Origin of the sequence: Dethiosulfatarculus sandiegensis, assembly GCF_000931935.2 — a bacterium.
GTDB classification, from domain to species: domain Bacteria; phylum Desulfobacterota; class Desulfarculia; order Desulfarculales; family Desulfarculaceae; genus Dethiosulfatarculus; species Dethiosulfatarculus sandiegensis.
Genome location: NZ_AZAC01000045.1, coordinates 1 through 20,261, shown reverse-complemented (window position 1 = coordinate 20,261; position 20,261 = coordinate 1). Strand labels below are relative to the sequence as shown.

Genomic DNA, 20,261 nt, shown 5'->3' with positions numbered 1-20,261 from the left:
GAGCCGGTCTCCCGGCTCCTTTTATCTTTTTTTCAATCAGTTAGACCCAACACATCGGGCATGTCGTAAAGGCCCGGCTCCTTTTGGCTTATCCACACAGCCGCTCTAATAGCACCCTGGACGAATGTGTCCCTGGACTGGGCCTTGTGGGTTAGCTCCAGGCGTTCGCCCTGGCCAATGTAATACACAGTGTGTTCGCCCACAATATCTCCGCCCCTGATCACACTGACCCCGATCTCCTCTTTGGGTCTGGCTCCCACCAGACCTTTGCGGCCATGGGCGCAGACCTCATCCACGTCCCAGCCCCTTTGTTTGGCCAGTTCGTCTATGATCTTGACCGCGGTTCCGCTGGGCGCGTCTTTTTTCTGGTCGTGATGCGCCTCTAAAACCTCCAGGGCGTAATCAGGGCCCAGGACCTTGGTTATCATGCCGGCCAATTTGAACATGAGGTTCATGCCCACGCTCATGTTCGGAGCGAAGACCACCGGGATCTCTTTGGCATAGGAGGCTATTTTTTCTCTTTCCTCAACCGAGAGGCCGGTGGTTCCGATAACGCAGGCCTTGCCCAGCCTGGCCGCCACGGCCAAGTTCTGCATGGTGGCTTCCGGAACAGTGAAATCCACCAGCACATCGGCTATTTCAAGGGCCTTTTCCGCACTGTCGGCCACCACCCCTTCCAGGGAGGCGACTCCGGCCAGCTCGGACAAGGGGCGTCCCACATATTCACTGTTCGGAGCTTCAAAGCCGCTTACAGGAACAGCCTCCTCATGAGCGGCCGAAAGAGCCAGTATCCTTCTTCCCATACGACCGGCCGCGCCGGCCACAGCCACTTTGACCATAAGAACCTCTCCCCTTAGGAGATTATGCTGTGATCCTTGAGAATCTTGACCAGCTTTTCTTTGTTCGCAGGCTGCATCTCGCACAAGGGCAGGCGCATATCCGAATTGGGGATAATGCCGGCCATGGCCACCGCGGTTTTCACCGGAATGGGGTTGGTCTCGATAAACATGGCATTGCAAAGCGGGGTCAGCTCGTTTGCCCTTTTCTGCGCCTCGGCCACATTGCCGTCCTGCCAGGCCTTGACCAGCTGGGACATTTTCTTGGGCAGAAGGTTGGCAAGCACGCTGATCACGCCCTTGCCGCCGATGGCCAATACCGGCAGGGTCAGGCCGTCGTCACCTGCAAACAAAGCCGCGTTGTCTCCGCACAGGTTCACCATGCTGGCCATCTGGCCCAGGCTGCCGCTGGCTTCCTTAATGGCCACCACCTCGGGCAGCTCGGTTATGCGGGCCATGGTCTCAGGCGTGATGTTAATCCCGGTGCGGCCCTGGATGTTGTAGACCACTATCGGCAGGGGGGCCTTCTGGCAGATGGCCTGGAAATGGCGGAAAATGCCCTCCTGGGTGGGTTTATTGTAATAAGGGGTTATATGCAGGGCCGCATCCGCCCCCACATCTTTGGCAAAACGGGTCAGATCAATGGCTTCGGCGGTGTTGTTGGAACCGGCGCCGGCAACCACGGGCACCCGTTTTTTAGCCGCGTCCACAGTAATCTCGATCACCCGTTTATGCTCGTCGTGGCTAAGGGTGGCGGATTCTCCAGTGGTGCCGCAGGGTACGAGCCCGCTGACGCCGTTCTCAATCTGGAACTCGATGAGCTCCCTGAGCGCCTCTTCGTCGACCTGACCATCCTTAAAAGGTGTGACCAAGGCCACCAAGACTCCATTCAACATTGCCTCTCTCCTAATCTATGACTTTAACCAGTCAAAGGCCTCCTGGTTCAGAAGGCCGGTAAACACGTAAGATGCTCCGCCTTGTAAAAACACGTTGGCGATGCCGTCATCTTCCAGGGTGAAATAAACCGTCAGCCACTCCCCGCTTCTGACCCTCACCTTGACCGGGGATTTAAACCAGCCCTTCCAGCCGGCCACCAGGGCCGAGGCGGTTACACCGGTGCCGCAGGCCAGGGTTTCGTCCTCCACTCCCCTTTCATAGGTGCGAACCAAAAGCGCGCCGTCTTTTGCCTGGGCAAAATTGGCGTTGGTGCCCTGGGGAGCAAAGTGCTTGTGATAGCGGATGGCCCGGCCCCAGAGGGTTACATCGGTGGATTCTATATCTTCCACCGGTAAAACGGCATGGGGAACGCCGGTATTCACCCCGTCCAAGGTGAATTCACCCTCTTCCAGGGTGAGATTAAGGTCCTTATAAACCCCAAAAGGCTGGATCATCTCCAGCTTTACTTCCTGGTCCATGATCCAGGCGCGTATGGGCCCGGCCAGGGAATCGAAGACCATCTCCTTGCCTGCCAGCCCGTTATCAAAGGCAAAGCGGGCCGCGCAACGGCCTCCGTTTCCGCACATCTCAGCCGAAGAACCGTCGGCATTAAAGAAATCCCATTTAAAATCAACAGGACCGTATTTTTCGTCCACTCTATCCGAGGGGCTCATTATTATCAAGCCGTCGGCCCCCACAGACCTTCTGCGGCAGCAGACAGCCTCGGCCAAAAGCGGCATAACCTCAACGGGGATCTTGGCTTCCCGATTGTCAATCAGGACAAAATCATTACCCGTACCGGTCATTTTAGTTATTTTTATTCCGGCCAAGGGTAAAAGAGGAGTGATATCCTTCATTTTAAAAGCTACTCCATCCAGTCCGGAAGGGATTCCCCCCGGCAGAGATCCTCGTAGGTTTCCCTTTGCTTCACCACTGCCCACTTTTCGCCGCTGACCAGGACTTCGGCAGCCCGGGGACGGGAATTGTAATTGGAACTCATGGTATAGCCATAGGCTCCGGCACTCATAAAGGCCACCAGATCGCCGGGCTCAAAACGGGGAACCTCTCGGTCCTTGGCCAGAAAATCGCCGGTCTCGCAAATGGGGCCCACCACGTCCGCAGTTATGGTCTCCTGATCTTTTCTGATCTGAACCGGCTGAACTCCGTGGAAAGAGCCGTAAAAACTGGGACGCATGAGGTCGTTCATGGCCGCATCCACCACCACGAAATTCTTTACCGGCGTCTTTTTGGTGACCACCACCTCGGCCAGCAGTATGCCCGCGTTGCCGACCAGCGCCCTGCCCGGCTCCAAGACCGGCCTCATGCCGAGCTCCTCCAGGGTGTTGCGCAGAGTGGCCGCATATTCAGCCGGTTTGGGAGGGGTTTCCTGGTCATAGGTGATGCCCAGTCCGCCGCCCAGATCCAGAAGCTCAAGTTGAATGCCCTTTTCCCTCAGTTTGGTGATCAGGTCAACCAACCTGCTCAAGGCGTCGGCAAAGGGGCTGGTCTGGGTGAGCTGGCTGCCGATGTGGCAGGAGACGCCTTTCAGCTCCAGGTTGGGCAAGGCCTTGGCCACCTGGTACTGCTCAAAGGCGTCTTCCATGGTGAGGCCGAATTTGTTCACAGCCAGGCCGGTGGTGATCTTGGGATGGGTCTTGGCATCCACATCCGGATTGACCCTGAAGCTCACGGGCGCTTTTTTGCCGAGCCTGCCCGCCACCTGGTTCAGCATATGCATCTCCTGGATGCTCTCTATATTGAACATCAGGATGCCTTTTTCGAGGCCCATCTCCATTTCACGGATAGTTTTGCCCACGCCGGAATAGACTACGCGCCCGGCGGGGACCCCGGAGGCCAGGGATCTGTACATTTCACCACCGCTGACAATATCCACACCACCGCCCATGGCGGCGAAAGTTGCAATCACCGCCCGGTTGGTATTGGCCTTTACCGCCAGGCAAATCAGGGGATCAAGGCCTTTGAACGCCTCTTCAAAGGCCTTCATGTGCCTTTGCAAGGTGCCCTGGGAATAAACAAAACAGGGAGTCCCGACCTTGGCGGCGATCTCCCTTAGATCAACATCCTCGGCATACAATACTTGTTGTCGGTAGTTGAAATGATGCATGTTGCGGATCACCTCTTTGACTGACCTCGCCCGCTGGATTAAAGGTGAAAGATTCTTACAGGCAAGGCAGATAGTTATTTTTAACCGCGCCGTTTCCCTTTAAGCGGGAAACGGCGCGGATTTTTCAAGCTTACTTAAAAGTCCTCCCGAACCTTATCAAGCGCCGTTCGGCAAAAATATGCCTTAACAAACGTCCCGAATCACTTGTATTAAGACATACTCGTAATTCGACGGGCCGTCCATGATTTTGTCAGGGTCGGAAGGTAAGGGAAACTTCTTCGCTGTAACCGCTTAAGTTTCCGGCCTGGTCCACACTCTGAACCCGGTAGGTGTAAGTCTCACCCGCCTTGGCCGTTGTGTCCAGATAGGTGTTCTCACTGTTCAGGACATTATTCAGCAATTGCCATTTATCGCCCTTTTTGTCCTGCCGGAAGATGCGGTAGCCGCTGACATCCGGCTCGGGGTTGGGGGAGAAACGCAATAAAACGCCCTGGGCGTGATTCACGGCCATCAAGTCCGCGGGGACCTGGGGAGCGGTGAGATCCTGGGGCATTGCCTTGACCCTTTCACCAGGGTCTCCCAGAACCTGCCTGCCCGCAACCCGGCTCACCGAAGCCACGCTGTAATAGTAGGTTTCACCGTTCACCACGCTCTTGTCCAGAAGGCCGGGCTCAACCAAGGGCATGGTGTTCAAGGCCCTGGGCTCGGAGTCTTCCGCCCCCTGGCGGTAAACCACATACCCGCTTAGGCCCTCATCACCCAATTTTTCACGATCAACCACAGGACCTTGCCAGGAGACCTGGACTTCAGAATCTCCGCTTCTCACAAAAAGCCCTTTGGGCGGAGCGGTGAGAATGACCCTGGGGGCCCGGGCCAGGCTGGAAGGCTCGCTTTTGCGACCTGCGGCGTCTTCTAAAACCACCCTGTAAACCGCTTCCTTGCCGACCGGAGCGTTCTGGTCCAGCCACTGGAAGATACCGCCTTCCATCAAAACGGCATCACTTCCGCTCAAGTCGAAAACGCGCTCATTGCGCAGGCGGGGTATGCAGGGGGGGCACTTGGGGTTGCCGGTCAAAGGCAGGTAGGCAAAGCGCAGACGCACCTTGACCACTCTTTGGGCAGGCCGGTCCGCCGCGGGAACGCCAAGGGAGACCTGAATTCCATTGGCCATGGTCCTGGCCTTTAAATTCGTCACCTGTTGGGGCCCCACTTCAGCGGAAGGAGAAGGAAGACCCTTTATTCCGCAGCCCGCAGCCATCACTAACAGGGAAACCAGGCACAGCCACTTCATCGCTATTTTGGCCATAAGCGCTTTTTCGCCTCCTTAAGGGCCGCCTCCACATTGGCGCCGGCAGTGCCGCCAAAACTGGTGCGACGGTTAACAGCCTCTCTAGGTTCCAATACCGGGTACAGGTCCTTTTGTATCACATCTGACAGGCCCTGGTACTCTTCCAGGCTGATCTCATTAAGTGTGCGCCCGGTTTTTTCGGCCAAACGCACCGCTTTGCCTGAAACCTCGTGGGCCTTTCTAAAGGGAAGCCCTCTTTCGGCCAGATAGTCGGCCAACTCGGTTGCGTTTAAAAAACCGCCCTTTACCGCCTCGGCCATGCGGCTTTCACGGACCGTCAGGCTGCCGAGCAAGGGAGCAAGCACCCTTAAACAGTCCATGACCGTTTCAAAAGAATCAAAAACCGGCTCTTTGTCTTCCTGCAGGTCTTTATTATAGGCCAGGGGAAGCCCCTTTAAAACCGTAAGCAGGGCCACCAGGTTGCCCATCACCCTGCCGGTTTTCCCCCTGATCAGCTCCGCCGCGTCCGGGTTCTTTTTCTGGGGCATAATGGAGCTGCCGGTGGCAAAGGCGTCTGAGAGGCTCACAAACCCAAATTCCTGACTGGACCAGAGCACCAGCTCCTCGGCCAGACGGGAAAGATGCACCTGGATAAGCCCCAGCACAAATAGAAACTCGGCGCTGAAATCCCGGTCGCTCACCGCGTCCAGGGAATTTCGGGCCAGGTCTTTGAAGCCCAGGTCCTTGGCCACCAATGCCGGGTTCACATCAAAGGTGGTGCCTGCCAGGGCGGCCGCGCCCAAAGGCAGGGTGGAGGTGCGGTCCAAACAGTCGGCCAACCGGGACCTGTCCCGCCAGGCCATCTCCACATAAGCCAGCATATGATGACTGAACAAGACCGGCTGGGCCCTTTGCAGGTGGGTGTAACCCGGCATTATCACCTGGCGGTTTTTCTCGGCCAGCTCAAAAAGCGCCCTTTGGTACTCCAAAAGCGCCTGATCCAGCTCGCGCCCGGCATCCAGGACCCACAACCGTAAGTCTGTGGCCACCTGATCGTTCCTGGATCGGGCGGTGTGCAACCTGCCCGCCGCCTCGCCGATGATCTCCTTCAGCCTCACCTCCACATGGGTGTGGATATCCTCCAGGGAGTCGGTGAACACCATCTCGCCCGCGGCCAGTTCCTTTTCTATCTGCAGAAGGCCCTTTTGAATGGCCTGGTTGTCTTCCGCGCTGATAATGCCCTGGCCGGCCAGCATGGAGGCGTGAGCCCTGGAGCCTCTTATGTCCTGGGCCCACATCTTTTTATCAAACGAGATGGAGGCGTTTATGCGCTCCATCATGAGGTGGGTCTCCTCTTGGAAACGCCCGCCCCATTGTTTTTGCTTTTTATTTTGTTCAGTCACAAATCCACCTAAATTGGCCTTGCAGAATGTTCCAAACGCCCCGCCAGGCGGGCCAAGGGCACCCCCCCAAGAAATGCTTTTTTTGGGGGGTGATTGATGCCCAGCCATGTCGCGCAGCCTTGAAAAGAGAGCAATATAAGCAAGTTGCTAAAATTTAATTTTAGCAACTTGCCTGTTTAATTACTTGCCGCTCTTTTCCTGCATGGCGTGACGAATCCTGAGCCTCAGGCCGTTCAAACGGATGAACCCGGCTGCGTCGGCCTGGTTGTAGACCTCGTCCGCCTCGAAAGTGGCCACGTCCTCGCGGTAAAGCGAGTAAGGAGACCTGCGGCCCAGCACGCTGACACTGCCCTTGTACAGCTTCAGTTTCACCTGGCCGGTGACATTTTCCTGGGACTCATCGAACATGCCCTGCAAAAGCTCGCGCTCCGGGCTGAACCAATAACCGTAATACAGCATTTCACTGTACTGGGGCAAGAGGCTGTCTTTCAAGTGGTGAACTTCCCTGTCCAGGCAGATGGACTCAAGAGCCATGTGAGCGGCTCTCAGCACGGTTCCGCCCGGGGTCTCGTACACGCCTCTGGACTTCATGCCCACAAAGCGGTTCTCCACCATATCCACCCGGCCGATGCCGTTACGGCCGCCGAGCTCGTTCAAACGAGCCAGCATGTTCGCCGGGGTCAGGGGCTCGCCGTCTATGGCCACGGGATCGCCCTTTTCAAAATCAATCACAATGACTTCGGGCTTGTCGGGGGCCTTTTCCGGGCTCACGCTCATTACGAACATGTCTTCCGAAGGCTCGTTCCAGGGATCTTCCAGCACGCCGCCCTCAAAGGAAATATGCAAAAGGTTTCTGTCTGTGGAGTAAGGCTTGGCCTTGGTCACCGGAATGGGAATGCCGTGTTTCTCGGCATAGGCCATCAGCACCTCGCGGGAGTTCAAGTCCCACTCACGCCAGGGGGCGATGATCTTGATCTCGGGCGCCAGGGCCTGGTAGCTCAGCTCAAACCTCACCTGGTCGTTACCCTTGCCGGTGGCGCCATGGCTCACCGCCTGAGCGCCTTCCATTCTGGCGATCTCGATCTGACGCTTGGAGATCAGCGGCCTGGCCAGGGTGGTGCCCAAAAGGTACTGGGTTTCATAGATGGCGCCAGCCCTGAAGGCAGGGAACACGTAATCCTTGACAAACTCTTCGCGCAAGTCGTCGATGTAGACTTTGCAGGCGCCTGTGGCCATGGCTTTTTCCCTGACCGGATCCAATTCCTCGCCCTGGCCCAAATCCGCGGCAAAAGCCACGACTTCGCAGTTGTAAGTTTCCTTGAGCCATTTAAGGATAACCGAAGTATCCAGACCACCGGAATAAGCCAATACAACCTTGTCTATCTTGTTTTCCATGGTAATCACCTTCACCAAATACGCCGCGCCCCGGGGGGCATCCATATTCCAGCATAAGGAAAACGCGGCATTTCATATTAAACCCGCCAGGAACCACCCCTGGCCGCATTAATTTCTTTTAAACAGGCTGAAACAACAGCCGTTTAATCCTCCATCAAGGCTTCCATAATCGCCTTTTGCATATGCAGGCGATTCTCGGCCTGGTCCCAAACCACTGAGTTGGGGCCTTCCAGCACCTCCTCCGAGATCTCTTCACCACGGTGAGCGGGCAGGCAGTGCATGACTATCGCCGCCGCCTTGGCCTTTTCCAGAAGTTTCCGGTCCAGGCAGTAACCGCTGAAGGCCTTAAGTCGTTTTTTGGTCTCTTCTTCCTGACCCATTGAGGTCCAGACATCGGTTGAGATCACATCCGCCTTTTCCACGGCCTCGGCCGGATCATTGGTCAGAAGAATTTTTGCGCCCGAGGTCTGGGCATGCCCCAGGATCTCCGGATCGGGCAGATAGCCTTCCGGGCAGGCCAGGCGCAGTTCAAAGCCCAGTCGGGCCGCCGCTTCCAGCCAGGAATGGGCCATGTTGTTGCCGTCTCCCACCCAGGCATACACCGGCTTTCTTACATCACCTAAGTTCTCATGCACAGTCAAAAGGTCGCTCATCACCTGGCAGGGGTGATATTTGTCGGTAAGGGCGTTGATCACCGGCACGCTTCCGTGGGTGGCAAGCTCTTCCACCACTTCCTGGCCAAAGGTGCGAACCACCATGGCGTCGGCATAGCGGCTTAAAATGCGGGCCGTATCCCGAAGCGGTTCGGAGCGGGCAAGCTGCATATCCCTGGAAGCCATGAAAAGGGGATGCCCGCCAAGCTGGGAGACACCTATCTCAAAGGAAACCCTGGTCCTGGTGGAGGATTTTTCAAAAATCATGGCCACGGCCTTGTCGGTCAGGGGCCTGGGTTTAAAACCCTTGGGCCAGCCCTGCTTTAATTCAAGCGCGCGGGCAACCAGACCCAGGACTTCTTCGGTGGTCAGCTCCCTTATGGTCAAAAGGTGTTTAGTGGCTAATTTCATGGTGAACGACCTCACTTTTCAACTTGGCCGGAGTCCCAGCCGATCAGGGTTTGCAAAAGAACTTCAGAAAAAGCGTCTATCTGTTCCCTGGTTATGATCAAGGGAGGCACGAACCGCAGAATATCTCCTTGGGTGCAGTTGACCACAAAACCCTTTTCCAAAAATTCTTTAACCAAGGGTGCGCCCGGGCCGCTGAGTTTAAGGCCCAGCAAAAAGCCCAGCCCCCTCACCTCCAAAACCTTCTCAGGCAGTTTGGCGGCTATTTGTTCCAGTTTTTGCTTAAAGTAGGCGGATCTTTGGGCCACGTCATCCATGAAGCCCGGCTCGGTCAGAACCTGCATCACCTCGCGGGCCGCAGCCATGACAATGGGGCCCGCCCCAAAGGTGGTGCCGTGGGTTCCGGGGCCAAACAGATCGGCTGCTTCCTTTTTGGCCAACACCGCGCCTGCGGGCAGGCCGTTGGCTAAGGCCTTGGCCAAGGTCATGATATCCGGCGTAATGCCGAAATGCTCATAGGCAAATAGCTTGCCCGTCCGGCCCAGGCCGGTCTGCACCTCGTCAAAGATCAAAAGTGCGCCCTTTTCGTCGCACAGCTTTCTCACCTTCTCAAGATACTCTTTTTCAGCCGGAACCACGCCGCCCTCTCCCTGAACGGGCTCCATCATGACCGCGCAGGTATTTTCGTCCCATTGTTTTTGCAGGACCTCGAAATCACCGAACGGAACATGGCTGAAGACCGGAGCCAGGGGGTCGTAGCCCTTTTGAATCATCTCCTGGCCCGTGGCCGAAAGAGCGGCAAAGGTGCGCCCGTGAAAAGAGCGCTCCATGCTGATCACCCCAAAGGCGCCGTTTAACTTTTCCTTACCCCAAAGCCGGGCCAGTTTTAAGGCCCCTTCATTGGCCTCGGCCCCTGAATTGCAGAAAAAAACCTGGTCTGCAAAGGAATTTTCAACCAGAAGCTCTGCCACCACAGCCTGAGGCTCGGTGTAGAAAAGATTGGAAACATGAGTCAAGGAAAGGGCCTGGTCGCATACGGCCTTGGTCACGGCCGGATGGGCGTGCCCCAGGTTGCAAACGGCTATGCCGGCCAGAAGATCCAGATATTCATTGCCCTGATCATCAAAAAGTGTGCATCCTCGGCCTCGCAGGAACATGACCTGGCTGCGCTTGTAAGTGCCCATTACGTACCGGTCTATCTTCTGCATTTCCGTGAGGCTCATAACACACTATCCTTTCAAAATGGTTCCCACGCCCTGGTCGGTAAACAACTCCAGAAGCAAGGCGTTTTTTGCCCTGCCGTCTATTATGTGAGCGCTCGCCACCCCATGGTCCAGGGCATCCAGACAACAGTTCAGCTTTGGAATCATGCCGCCTGTAACAGTTTGTTTATCCATGAGTTCCCGGGCTTGCACCTTGGTCATCTCAGATATGAGATTCTGCTTGTCACCCATCACGCCCGGCGTGTCGGTTAAAAGAACCAGCTTTTGCGCCCGTAGACCACTGGCCAGGGCGCTGGCCACCAGATCCGCGTTGATGTTTAGGGATTCCCCATCCGGGCCCTGGCCCACCGGCGCGATCACTGGAATAAACTTGCCGTGCTCAAGGGTCTGCAAAACCTGGGGATTCACCGTCATCGGCTTTCCGACCAGCCCCAGATCCACGATCTCCGGCGGCTGACCATCTTTGACTCTTTTGGTGAGTTTGAGCTTCTCGGCCTGAACCAGACCGGCGCTGTGGCCGGAGAGCCCCACCGCATTGCCGCCGTGTTGATTGAGCATGGCCACAATGGAGGTGTTCACCTCTCCGATAAGCACCATCTTCACCACGTCCATGACCTCCGGGCTGGTCACCCGCATGCCGTCCACAAACTCTGATTCTATATCAAGGCGTTTCAGCAAATTGCCAATCTGGGGTCCGCCGCCATGGACCACAACCGGGTATATACCCACGGTTCGCAAGAGGATGAGGTTTAAGGCAAAACTCTCTTTAAGCTCCTCATCCACCATGGCGTGTCCGCCGTATTTGACCACAATGGTCTGTCCGGCAAAACGCCGGATGTAAGGCAGCGCCTCCATTAAGGTGCGGGCCCTCAGATCAGACTGGTTTTCCATAAAAATACGCCCTCTTGCTGCTCAAAGTTTTTAGATGAGCGCCTCACCTTGTTCTTGAATGGGCGCTATATCTGCAGACAGTTTTTTTAAATAAAACCGCCTGCAAAACAACCGGCTATCAGAGAATATATCTGGTCAGGTCATTATCCTGACTGATCTTGGAGAGTTTTTCCCGCACATACTCGGCGGTTATAACCAGCTCTTTTTCCCGGCTGTCCGGTGCGTCAAAAGAGATATCTTCCAAAAGGCGTTCCATTACCGTATGCAGCCTGCGCGCGCCTATGTTTTCGGTGGCCACATTCACCTGGCTGGCCATCTCGGCAATGGCCCTTATAGCATCATCCTTAAATGTCAGTTCAACACCTTCGGTGGACAGAAGCGCCTTGTACTGAGTTATGAGCGCGTTCTCAGGCTCGGTTAAGATGCGTACAAAATCATCTGCCGTGAGGGCCTTGAGCTCCACCCTGATGGGGAAGCGGCCCTGCATCTCAGGCACCAGGTCCGAGGGCTTGGACATGTGGAACGCACCCGCGGCAATAAACAGGATATGGTCTGTCCTGACCATGCCGTGCTTGGTGGTGACTGTGGAGCCTTCCACCAGGGGCAAGAGATCCCTCTGCACGCCTTCCCTGCTCACATCCGGGCCCATGCCGTGTTCCCTGCCCGCGATCTTGTCGATCTCGTCCAGGAAGATGATGCCTTCCTGCTCCACCTTGGCCACAGCCTCCTTGACCACCCGGTCCATGTCTATCAGCTTGCCTGCCTCCTCATTGGTGAGAAGTTCCAAAGCCTCCTTGACCTTGACCTTGCGGCGTTTGGTTTTGGGCGGCATCAGCCCGCTGAGCATGTCCTTTAAATTCATGTCCAGCTCTTCCATACCGCCTGCGCTGAAGATCTCCACCATCGGCATGCTGGACTGGGAATTGACCTCGAGATCAATATAGCGTTCGTCCATCTTGCCTTCGCGCAAAAGCCTGCGCAATTTACTTCTGGTGGGGTTCACATCTTCGTCCTTGCGCACCACCTCCAGATGTTGCTGATCCTGCTCGGTCTGGCGGTCGTCGGGCTGCCTGGGAGGCAAGAGGATATCCAAAAGCCGCTCCTCGGCCACCTCCCGGGCCTTTTGGCGCACGGTCTCCCGCTCTTTTTCCTTGACCATGTTCACGGCCAGTTCGGTCAGATCCCTGACCATGGATTCCACGTCCCGGCCCACATAACCGACTTCAGTGAATTTGCTGGCCTCCACCTTTGTGAAGGGAGAGTCGGCCAACTTGGCCAGGCGTCTGGCCAACTCGGTCTTACCGACTCCGGTGGGGCCTATCATTATGATGTTTTTGGGCGCTATCTCCTCTTGCAGAGGTTCAGGCACCTGGCGCCTGCGCCAGCGGTTGCGCAAGGCAATAGCCACGCAGCGCTTTGCGTCATGCTGGCCGATTACGTATTTATCCAGTTCGGAAACGATCTGTTTTGGTGTAAGGGTGGCCATTAATTTTTTATTCCCTGCCCTTTGAGTAAACGGTTTCTCAAAGGGATAGTGATCAGATTTCTTCCACAAACAGGCTGTGGTTGGTATATATGCAGATATCGGCGGCTATGCCCATGGCTATATTAACAATGGACCTGGCCTCGGTTTCGGTGTGTTCCATCAGCGCCCTGGCCGCGCTCAAGGCATAGGGCCCGCCGGAGCCGATTGCGGCCACGCCTTTTTCCGGTTCAATAACATCGCCGGAGCCGGATATCATTAAAAGATGATCCTTGTCAGCGGCCAAGAGCAGGGCCTCAAGGCGACGTAGATGCTTGTCCGTGCGCCAATCCTTGGCCAGCTCCACCGCAGCCCTGGGAAGGTTGCCGGAGATGGATTGAAGTTTGCCTTCCAGACGCTCAAAAAGGGTGAAGGCGTCTGCCGTGGCTCCGGCAAAACCAGCCAAAACCTGGTCGTTATGCAGCTTGCGCACCTTGCGCGCTCCGGCCTTGACCACAGTGTTGCCCATGGTGACCTGGCCGTCCGAGGCCATTATGACTTTACCCTGATGCCTTAAGGCTAGTACTGTGGTGGAACGAACCACAGGCCCGCCCGGCTGTCCATGTCCCCGGTATTCCAACTTACCGCAATTCATATCTAAAAACACCTCGTTTAAGCCTCTTTCCCAAAGGCCTTTTTATTTTTGTTCAGACCCGGAATCTCCGGGTTCGGAGTCATCCGCAGGCTTTACCGCCCTGGGGTGGGCCTTGTCATACACCTTAAGCAGATGGTCCACGGTCAAATGAGTGTATTTCTGAGTGGTGCTAAGGCTCTTGTGCCCCAAAATTTCCTGCACACTCCTGAGGTCGGCGCCTGCTTCCAACATATGGGTTGCCATGGCGTGACGCAATGCGTGGGGACCGATTTTTCTTGGCATGGTCATGCCTTTTAAATGCTCATCCAACATGCGCTGCACACTGCGGGTAGTAAGCCTGCCTCCTCTCGTGTTGAGAAACAAGGCTGGTTCCGCACCCGCCTCTTTCGGCAACAGCTCGGCTCTTTTTCCCATGTAGGCCTTTAGGGCCAAGGCAGCCTTTTCACCCAGTGGAACCAAACGGGAGTGATCCCCCTTGCCATGCTCCACCTGGACCAGGTCCAGATCCAGCCTGATATGCTCTATATCCAGGCCGACCAGCTCGCTAACCCTGAGGCCGCTGGAATATAAAAGTTCCAGCATGGCTTTATCCCTGGCATCTCTGGCCTCTTGTCTGGCCTGGCCCGCATAGGGCTTGCGTCCGGTCCGTTTCGGTTCGGACTCCACCAGGTGAAAGGCCTCGTCCACACTCAGCCTGGTCGGCAGGGGCCGCTCTTGCTTGGGGCTGCGGACCAGGGCCGCGGGGTTGGCAGGTATACGTCCCTGCCGACACATGAATTCAAAGAAACTTTTAATGCTGTTCAGCTTGCGGGCCACGGTCGAGCGCTTGGAGGTCTTCATGAGCCCCGCCATATAGAACCTTACATGAGCAAGCTCAACCGATTCCCAGGTTTGAAGGCCTCTTCTTTGCTGCAAAAACAAGGCGAATTGGCGCAGATCCCTGGTATAGGCGGCCACTGTATTTTGGGCGAGCCCCCTGGCCTGGGCCAAATGTTCCTCGAATTTCAGCACATCTTTTACCACGCGCCCCCTAAGGACAGCCCGAAAGCGTGAATTGTTTCATCACGCTTAATAAGGCCATTTAACCCTTTGCATGGATGAATTACAAAAGGCAAAGGGTGAAAATTGATATCTTAACCTTTGGGCCCTTAGAATCAACCATAAAAAAAGCGGGCCAGCCCCAAGAGCTGGCCCGCTTGCGTCTTTGGGATCTGAGCTTATGCCCGGGTGTTTTTGATTTTGCGTCGTCGGTTCCAGGCGAGAACACCCATGGAGGAAGCAAGCAAAAGGGCGGTGGCGGGTTCAGGAGTGGCGGAGGGAGGAGTGGGGGAACCCACGCCGCCTAAAAGGACATCCTGGTAGCGACTATGCTGCCCTATGACGGAATAGTCTATGGAAGCGAGATTCACATCCCGGGGAATGGCGCTTAAAAAAGCGTTGGCCAGATTGCGGATGTACCAGCTCCCATTATTGGAAAGCTTGAAAGTGCCGTCATAAAGGGAATGATTCTCGTCATAGATCACTTCCCAGATAGCGAGCTGCAGAGCGGCCATGGTGTCATGCCGACCGTAGTTGGGGTCGTAGGCGTTTCCCAAATCCGGATCATATTCATGCATGAGCCAGGCTGCCTCTCTCTGCCTTTGGCTGAACCGGTCGGACGCCAGCATGTCATAGTCGGCCGTGCCGAAATGAGCGTTCTGGGGCAGGTCCACACAGTAGCCTATATATTCGGACCCATCGTCAAGGGCGGCGTTAAACTGGCCAAGGTATGCCGTTTTGTAGTGCCCTCTGTAGATTACACCATAGGATCCGGCGTTTTCATAGTTAAGGATGTTGATGTTGTCGGCCAGGGCCGGGGTTGTCAAAAGCAGAACTCCCAGCAATGCCAAAAATATCTTACGCATCTTTTTCACCTCACTAGAGTACAACTTGCGGCCGAGTAGCAATACAGGCGATCTTCGCGGCGGGTTGTCCCTATATTGAAGATTCATCCTACTGAAATTGTCTTAACTGCTCGTGGCTGTGCTCACACTTTAGGTATTATTCGTGAGTATATTATATTAGAGAATATTTCCTAAAATGCAACCCTGGAAGCAGATCTTAATCATATTCGACATAAAACCAATCAATCCCGGATCTTTTTTTAGCGCCCCATGTAAAGGAAATGAATATCTACAAACTTGTTCCTACAGGCCAAGGCCGAACCGACCGGGAGATAGTGGCGGCAGTGATCAAAAAACAACCAAACCCGGATTTATTATGAATTTTATTAAGTATTCAAACAGTTATACGGTATCAAAAAAATTATCAACCCAAAGGGTTAAATAAATTATTCAGATTACAGGATTCATGAGCTAAAAAGCGCAAACAGACGGAAGGGGAAGGTTTCCGGAAAGATAAGCAAGCGGATTTTCAGCCGGGTTTTGCTGCTTTTTAGGCTTGACTTGAAGCCTGTGCTTGGTTAGGTTTTCACCTTGATTTAAAAATGAATACACTCAATCTTCATTTCTTCAGTAGCTAGGAGTCAGTATGAGCCAAGACATTAACCTGAACCGGACCATCGCTTTGGTGGGCCATGGTGGGGCAGGAAAGACTTCTTTTGCCGAAGCCCTTCTTTTCAACAGCAAGGCCATTGATCGTCTAGGCAAGGTGGATGAGGGCAACGCCACCATGGACTTCGAGCCTGAAGAAACCAAGCGTGGCGGCAGCATAAGCGCCTCATTTGGCCACTATACCCATAAAAAGCACCAGATCCATTTTATTGATACGCCCGGTGACGACAACTTCCTCTCAGACGCGGCCGCAGCTCTCAAGGCCGTGGACGGAGTGGTCATGTTGGCAGACGCCATTGACGGTGTCAAGGTCCAGGGCGAAAAGGTTTGGCAATTTGTCAAAAAAGAAGCTCTGCCCACCCTTATCGTAGTCAATAAAATGGACCGTGAACGGGCCAGCTATGAAACCGCGCTGGGCTCCATCGCCGAAATGCTCGAAACCAAGGCCGTGAGCTTGGCCATGCCCATCGGCGAAGGCCCGGATTTCAAAGGCATTGTGGATCTTCTGGCCAACCAGGCCTATATGTACGAGCCCGATGGGTCCGGCAAAATGACCAAAGCCGATGTGCCGGCCGATTTGGCTGACCAGGTGGAAGAAGCCCGCGAAGTCTTGATCGAGGATATCACCGAAGCGGAAGACTCCCTCATGGAGCGCTACTTAGAAGGCGAAGAACTCTCTGCCGATGATCTGGCCGCCGGTCTGGCCAAGGGAGTCAAGGAACAACTTTTTGTGCCGGTAGTGCCTGTCAGCGCTTATCAGAACATGGCCATTCAACCGGTGATGAACCTGATCAACAGCCTTTTGCCTTCCCCCTTGGATGCCAAACCCATCGTAGGCGTGAAACCCGACACTGAAGACGAGATAACCCGCGAAGCCGATCCGGAAGGGCCTTTGGCCGCTCTGGTCTTTAAAAACGTGGTCGACGCCTTTGCCGGCCAGCTCTCCATGGTCCGTGTTTTCAGCGGCACCCTGACCACAGGCTCCCAGCCCAAAAACATCAACCGGGACGCCACAGAGAAGTTCAACCAGCTTCTTGAAATGACCGGCAAGAACCAGAAGACAGTCAGCGAGGCCGGACCGGGCAGCATTGTCGCCATTCCCAAACTCAAGGAGACCAAAGCCGGCGACACCCTGGCCGATGAAAAAGACCCGATTCAGTTCCCCGTGGTCGAACCCCTGCCCGCAGTTATCAACTACGCTATTGAGCCCAAGGAAAAAGGCGACGAGGAAAAAGTCTTTGCAGGCATCAACCGCCTGCTGGAAGAAGACCCCTCCTTGCGCCTCGGCAGGGATCCCCAGACCGGCGAGGCCATTCTCTCCGGCATGGGCAGTGTGCATATTGAAACCACTCTGGAGCGCCTGAAGCGTAAATTCGGAGTGGAGGTTCAACTGAACAAACCCAAAGTGCCCTATCGCGAGACGATTAAAGGCTCCACCAGGATCCAGGGCCGTTATAAAAAGCAGACCGGCGGCCGCGGCCAGTTCGGTGACACCTGGCTGGTGATTGAACCTGCCGGTGAGGGCGAAGGCTATGTGTTCCTCGACGAAATCGTCGGCGGCGCCATTCCCAGGAACTATATCCCGGCCGTGGAAAAGGGTATTGACGAAGCCATGAACCAGGGGGTCTACGCGGGCTACCCCATGGTCGACATCAAGGTGCACTTGGTGGACGGTTCCTTCCACCCGGTCGACAGTTCTGAAATGGCCTTTAAGGTGGCCGGCTCCATGGGCTTTAAAAAGGGCATCCCCGAGTGCAAGCCTACTATATTGGAACCGGTCATGAAGCTCGTGGTGACCGTGCCTGACGAGTACATGGGCGATGTCATGGGTGACATCTCCTCCCGAAGGGGCAAGGTCCTTGGCATGGATGCCAAGGGAAGCCTGCAGGTGATCCAGGCCATGGTGCCCATGAGCGAAGTGCTCTCCTATCAACCGGAATTGACCTCCATGACCGGCGGCAGGGGCTCCTTCACCATGGAGATGGACCACTACGAGGAAGCGCCTCACGAAGTCCAGGAAAAACTGGTCGAGGAATACCAGGCTGCCAGGGAGGCAGGCAATTAAACACCAGGCCGCCATATTGACGGTCAGTGACAAGGCATCACAGGGTCGGCGGCGGGATGTCGCCGGCCCTGCCCTGAAAAAAACCTTGTCCCAGGCCGGTATCGAGGTCATTGCCACGGATATTGTGGCGGATGAGACCGAGCAGATATCCCGCGCCCTTTTGGACTATGCCCAAAGGGGCGACCTGAGCCTGGTTCTCACCACCGGCGGCACGGGTTTGAGCCCCAGGGACGTCACCCCCGAAGCCACCAGCCAGGTGCTGGAAAGACCCGTGCCAGGAATGGCCGAAGCCATGCGCCAGGCAGGCATGGCCCACACACCCCACGCCATGCTTTCCAGAGGGCTGGCGGGCATAATCGGTCAAACCCTGGTGGTGAACCTGCCCGGCTCTCCCAAGGGAGCCCAGGAAAACTTAAATGCCATCCTCCCCGCCCTGCCCCACGCCCTGGACAAACTAAAGGGCGACACCCGAGACTGCGCCAGGCAATGACTGAAATCGATATGGTTTATTGCAAGCTGTGTTAATGGTTCCGGCATGAAATCATTAATAATGCGCCACGATATATCATCCTAATTAGTGTATCTATTTTTCGTTTACTAACCTATTACGCTCAGTTAGAAATAAGGTTGGAATCAACACAGTGGGCAACAAAACCTTACAAAATGTAAAAACATTCTGGGAAGATAATCCTCTTTTCACCGGCGAAAGCAAATACGAACCCGGAACAAAGGAATTCTTTTATGACCACCGCAGAACAGTTATTGACGACTGTTTTGCCGGCCGTCTTGACCCGCGCATGATGCCTCCTGCTGAAAATCAGGACAATGTTTTAGACCTAGGCTGTGGCCCAGGATTTTGGACAGTTGAATTTCTGCGTCGCGGCGTTGCGAAAAAGGTGACTGCGGGTGATCTCACCCAAAATGCCCAAGACCTTACCCGGCAAAGGCTTAAGTTATATGGTCTGGAGGCTGAGGTAACCTATGCAAATGCGGAGCGGCTTCCGTTTCCTGCAAACAAATTTTCCCATGTAAACTGCCAAGGTGTCATTCATCACACCCCTGACACCGAAGCCTGTATCGCCGAAATAGCCCGGGTGCTGCGCCCAGGCGGCACAGCCTCACTAAGCGTTTATTATAAAAATTTTATCTTACGAAACTGGGCTGTTTTTAATAAAATAGCCACTCTGCTCGGATCCTTGGGGGTAGCCCTAAAAGGGCGTAATCGTGAGGATATGCTCCAGACAAACACCATTGATGAAATTGTCAGGAAGTATGATGGCGAGGACAACCCTATTGGGAAATGCTATTCCAAATCTGATTTTATGGAGATGCTCACAGATTATTTTCAAGTAAAAGAAGTCTATTATCATTTCTTCCCGGCAAGGGCTTTTCCTTTTAAATTGCCCAGAAGGTTACATAAATTTTTAGACAGCAAGCTGCCCTTTTTAATCTACGTAAACCTTATCAAAAAAGATAATTGATTTTTTGCGGTTTTATTACCACCAAGGTAATTTTAATCGGGTTACATGGATTATTCTATAAAGACTTTTGCACCCATTTATTTTTGTTTTCTAAATCAGGATATAGGTTTATCCATTTGAGTCTTCCCGTTTTTAACCACGGCGTTGGAGCAATTCAAATTTCTGTCTCGAAGTCCATCAGACACTCTCTTGACCTTGTACAGCAATGACATAAAAGAATTTTTCGCCTTTAATAAGAGACGGTAATCTACCTATAGGGTTATCTTGAAAAGATTAATAGGGTCAAGGGAACAGTGAGGCAGGCAATAAATAGCGTCACTAGCCGTTGAGGCAGATCGGTCGAGTTAAACACACCTATATTTACTGACCGTTAAGCCAGGTGCTATTCATCTTTAAAAGGCTGTTTCAATTTATACTATTGGTGGGAATTTTAGCAGCCTTAGTATGGGTTTTCCAAGTATATGGCCCTGACACCGCCTGGGCCGATGATCTGTCCTGCGACCGGGTGTTGGTGAAAAAATCCGCCCGCCGTCTCACCTGCGATCCAAGGGCCAGGCCCTGAAAACCCACCGGGCTGCTTTGGGCATAGAACCGGTGGGGGCCAAGCATCGGCAGGGAGACCAAAAAACTCCCGAGGGCATATACCGCCTTGGCCCCTGCCGGGCCAGCGGCAAGTATTATAAATCCATGCCGGTGTCCCACCCGCTGGCCACGGAGTACGCCTATGCCAAGGCCCATGGCATCAAGCCCCTTGGTAAAGGCATCATGGTGCATGGGCTGCCCGCCCAAATACAGTTGGCTGAAAGGCTTACACACCCTTTATGACTGGACCACAGGCTGCATTGCTCTTACCAACCCTGAAATGGATGGATAACGTAAGATATTTTT

Annotated in this window: 18 protein-coding genes; 4 read left to right on the top strand and 14 right to left on the bottom strand. The window is 54.6% G+C overall.

Annotated features, from left to right (window positions below):
• Positions 1 to 32 precede the first annotated feature (32 nt).
• From dapB to X474_RS20170, 14 genes are all read right to left on the bottom strand, one after another.
• Complete coding sequence (gene dapB, locus X474_RS20235; protein WP_044351589.1) at positions 33 to 839, bottom strand: 4-hydroxy-tetrahydrodipicolinate reductase; 807 nt, start codon at positions 837 to 839, stop codon at positions 33 to 35.
• Positions 840 to 853: 14 nt separating this feature from the next.
• Positions 854 to 1,732, bottom strand: coding sequence for a 4-hydroxy-tetrahydrodipicolinate synthase (gene dapA / locus X474_RS20230; protein ID WP_044351588.1), 879 nt, complete (start codon positions 1,730 to 1,732; stop codon positions 854 to 856).
• A gap of 15 nt (positions 1,733 to 1,747) precedes the next feature.
• Positions 1,748 to 2,629, bottom strand: coding sequence for a diaminopimelate epimerase (gene dapF, locus X474_RS20225; RefSeq protein WP_044351587.1), 882 nt, complete (start codon positions 2,627 to 2,629; stop codon positions 1,748 to 1,750).
• A gap of 8 nt (positions 2,630 to 2,637) precedes the next feature.
• Positions 2,638 to 3,897, bottom strand: a complete 1,260-nt coding sequence (gene lysA / locus X474_RS20220) for a diaminopimelate decarboxylase (RefSeq protein WP_044351585.1) — start codon at positions 3,895 to 3,897, stop codon at positions 2,638 to 2,640.
• A gap of 250 nt (positions 3,898 to 4,147) precedes the next feature.
• Positions 4,148 to 5,203, bottom strand: a complete 1,056-nt coding sequence (locus tag X474_RS20215; protein ID WP_044351583.1) for a fibronectin type III domain-containing protein — start codon at positions 5,201 to 5,203, stop codon at positions 4,148 to 4,150.
• Positions 5,191 to 6,588, bottom strand: a complete 1,398-nt coding sequence (argH, locus tag X474_RS20210; RefSeq protein WP_231688359.1) for an argininosuccinate lyase — start codon at positions 6,586 to 6,588, stop codon at positions 5,191 to 5,193. Before argH ends, X474_RS20215 begins: the two co-directional genes overlap by 13 nt.
• A gap of 180 nt (positions 6,589 to 6,768) precedes the next feature.
• Positions 6,769 to 7,983 carry an argininosuccinate synthase gene (locus tag X474_RS20205; protein ID WP_044351699.1) on the bottom strand — a complete coding sequence of 405 codons (1,215 nt, stop codon included), beginning with the start codon at positions 7,981 to 7,983 and terminating at the stop codon, positions 6,769 to 6,771.
• 143 nt (positions 7,984 to 8,126) lie between these two features.
• Positions 8,127 to 9,047 carry an ornithine carbamoyltransferase gene (gene argF, locus X474_RS20200; RefSeq protein WP_044351582.1) on the bottom strand — a complete coding sequence of 307 codons (921 nt, stop codon included), beginning with the start codon at positions 9,045 to 9,047 and terminating at the stop codon, positions 8,127 to 8,129.
• An 11-nt stretch (positions 9,048 to 9,058) separates the two neighbouring features.
• Positions 9,059 to 10,267, bottom strand: a complete 1,209-nt coding sequence (locus tag X474_RS20195) for an aspartate aminotransferase family protein (RefSeq protein ID WP_082464530.1) — start codon at positions 10,265 to 10,267, stop codon at positions 9,059 to 9,061.
• A gap of 6 nt (positions 10,268 to 10,273) precedes the next feature.
• Positions 10,274 to 11,158: an acetylglutamate kinase gene (gene argB, locus X474_RS20190; RefSeq protein WP_044351581.1), complete on the bottom strand. Its 885-nt coding sequence runs from the start codon at positions 11,156 to 11,158 to the stop codon at positions 10,274 to 10,276.
• A gap of 118 nt (positions 11,159 to 11,276) precedes the next feature.
• Positions 11,277 to 12,644 carry an ATP-dependent protease ATPase subunit HslU gene (gene hslU / locus X474_RS20185; RefSeq protein WP_044351580.1) on the bottom strand — a complete coding sequence of 456 codons (1,368 nt, stop codon included), beginning with the start codon at positions 12,642 to 12,644 and terminating at the stop codon, positions 11,277 to 11,279.
• Between the two features lie 52 nt (positions 12,645 to 12,696).
• Positions 12,697 to 13,275, bottom strand: a complete 579-nt coding sequence (gene hslV / locus X474_RS20180; protein WP_044351578.1) for an ATP-dependent protease subunit HslV — start codon at positions 13,273 to 13,275, stop codon at positions 12,697 to 12,699.
• 42 nt (positions 13,276 to 13,317) lie between these two features.
• Positions 13,318 to 14,298 carry a tyrosine recombinase XerC gene (locus X474_RS20175; protein WP_044351576.1) on the bottom strand — a complete coding sequence of 327 codons (981 nt, stop codon included), beginning with the start codon at positions 14,296 to 14,298 and terminating at the stop codon, positions 13,318 to 13,320.
• Positions 14,299 to 14,492: 194 nt separating this feature from the next.
• Positions 14,493 to 15,179, bottom strand: a complete 687-nt coding sequence (locus tag X474_RS20170) for a PEP-CTERM sorting domain-containing protein (protein ID WP_044351574.1) — start codon at positions 15,177 to 15,179, stop codon at positions 14,493 to 14,495.
• Between the two features lie 625 nt (positions 15,180 to 15,804).
• On the opposite strand from X474_RS20170, the gene fusA reads away from it, so the two are divergent.
• The 4 genes from fusA to X474_RS20150 all read left to right on the top strand — a co-directional run bounded on the left by fusA (position 15,805) and on the right by X474_RS20150 (position 20,198).
• Positions 15,805 to 17,892 carry an elongation factor G gene (gene fusA / locus X474_RS20165; protein WP_044351573.1) on the top strand — a complete coding sequence of 696 codons (2,088 nt, stop codon included), beginning with the start codon at positions 15,805 to 15,807 and terminating at the stop codon, positions 17,890 to 17,892.
• 16 nt (positions 17,893 to 17,908) lie between these two features.
• Positions 17,909 to 18,382: a MogA/MoaB family molybdenum cofactor biosynthesis protein gene (locus X474_RS20160; protein ID WP_231688358.1), complete on the top strand. Its 474-nt coding sequence runs from the start codon at positions 17,909 to 17,911 to the stop codon at positions 18,380 to 18,382.
• A gap of 151 nt (positions 18,383 to 18,533) precedes the next feature.
• Positions 18,534 to 19,373 carry a class I SAM-dependent methyltransferase gene (locus tag X474_RS20155; RefSeq protein WP_052515448.1) on the top strand — a complete coding sequence of 280 codons (840 nt, stop codon included), beginning with the start codon at positions 18,534 to 18,536 and terminating at the stop codon, positions 19,371 to 19,373.
• A 495-nt stretch (positions 19,374 to 19,868) separates the two neighbouring features.
• Positions 19,869 to 20,198 carry a L,D-transpeptidase family protein gene (locus X474_RS20150; RefSeq protein WP_331456632.1) on the top strand — a complete coding sequence of 110 codons (330 nt, stop codon included), beginning with the start codon at positions 19,869 to 19,871 and terminating at the stop codon, positions 20,196 to 20,198.
• Positions 20,199 to 20,261: the final 63 nt, after the last annotated feature.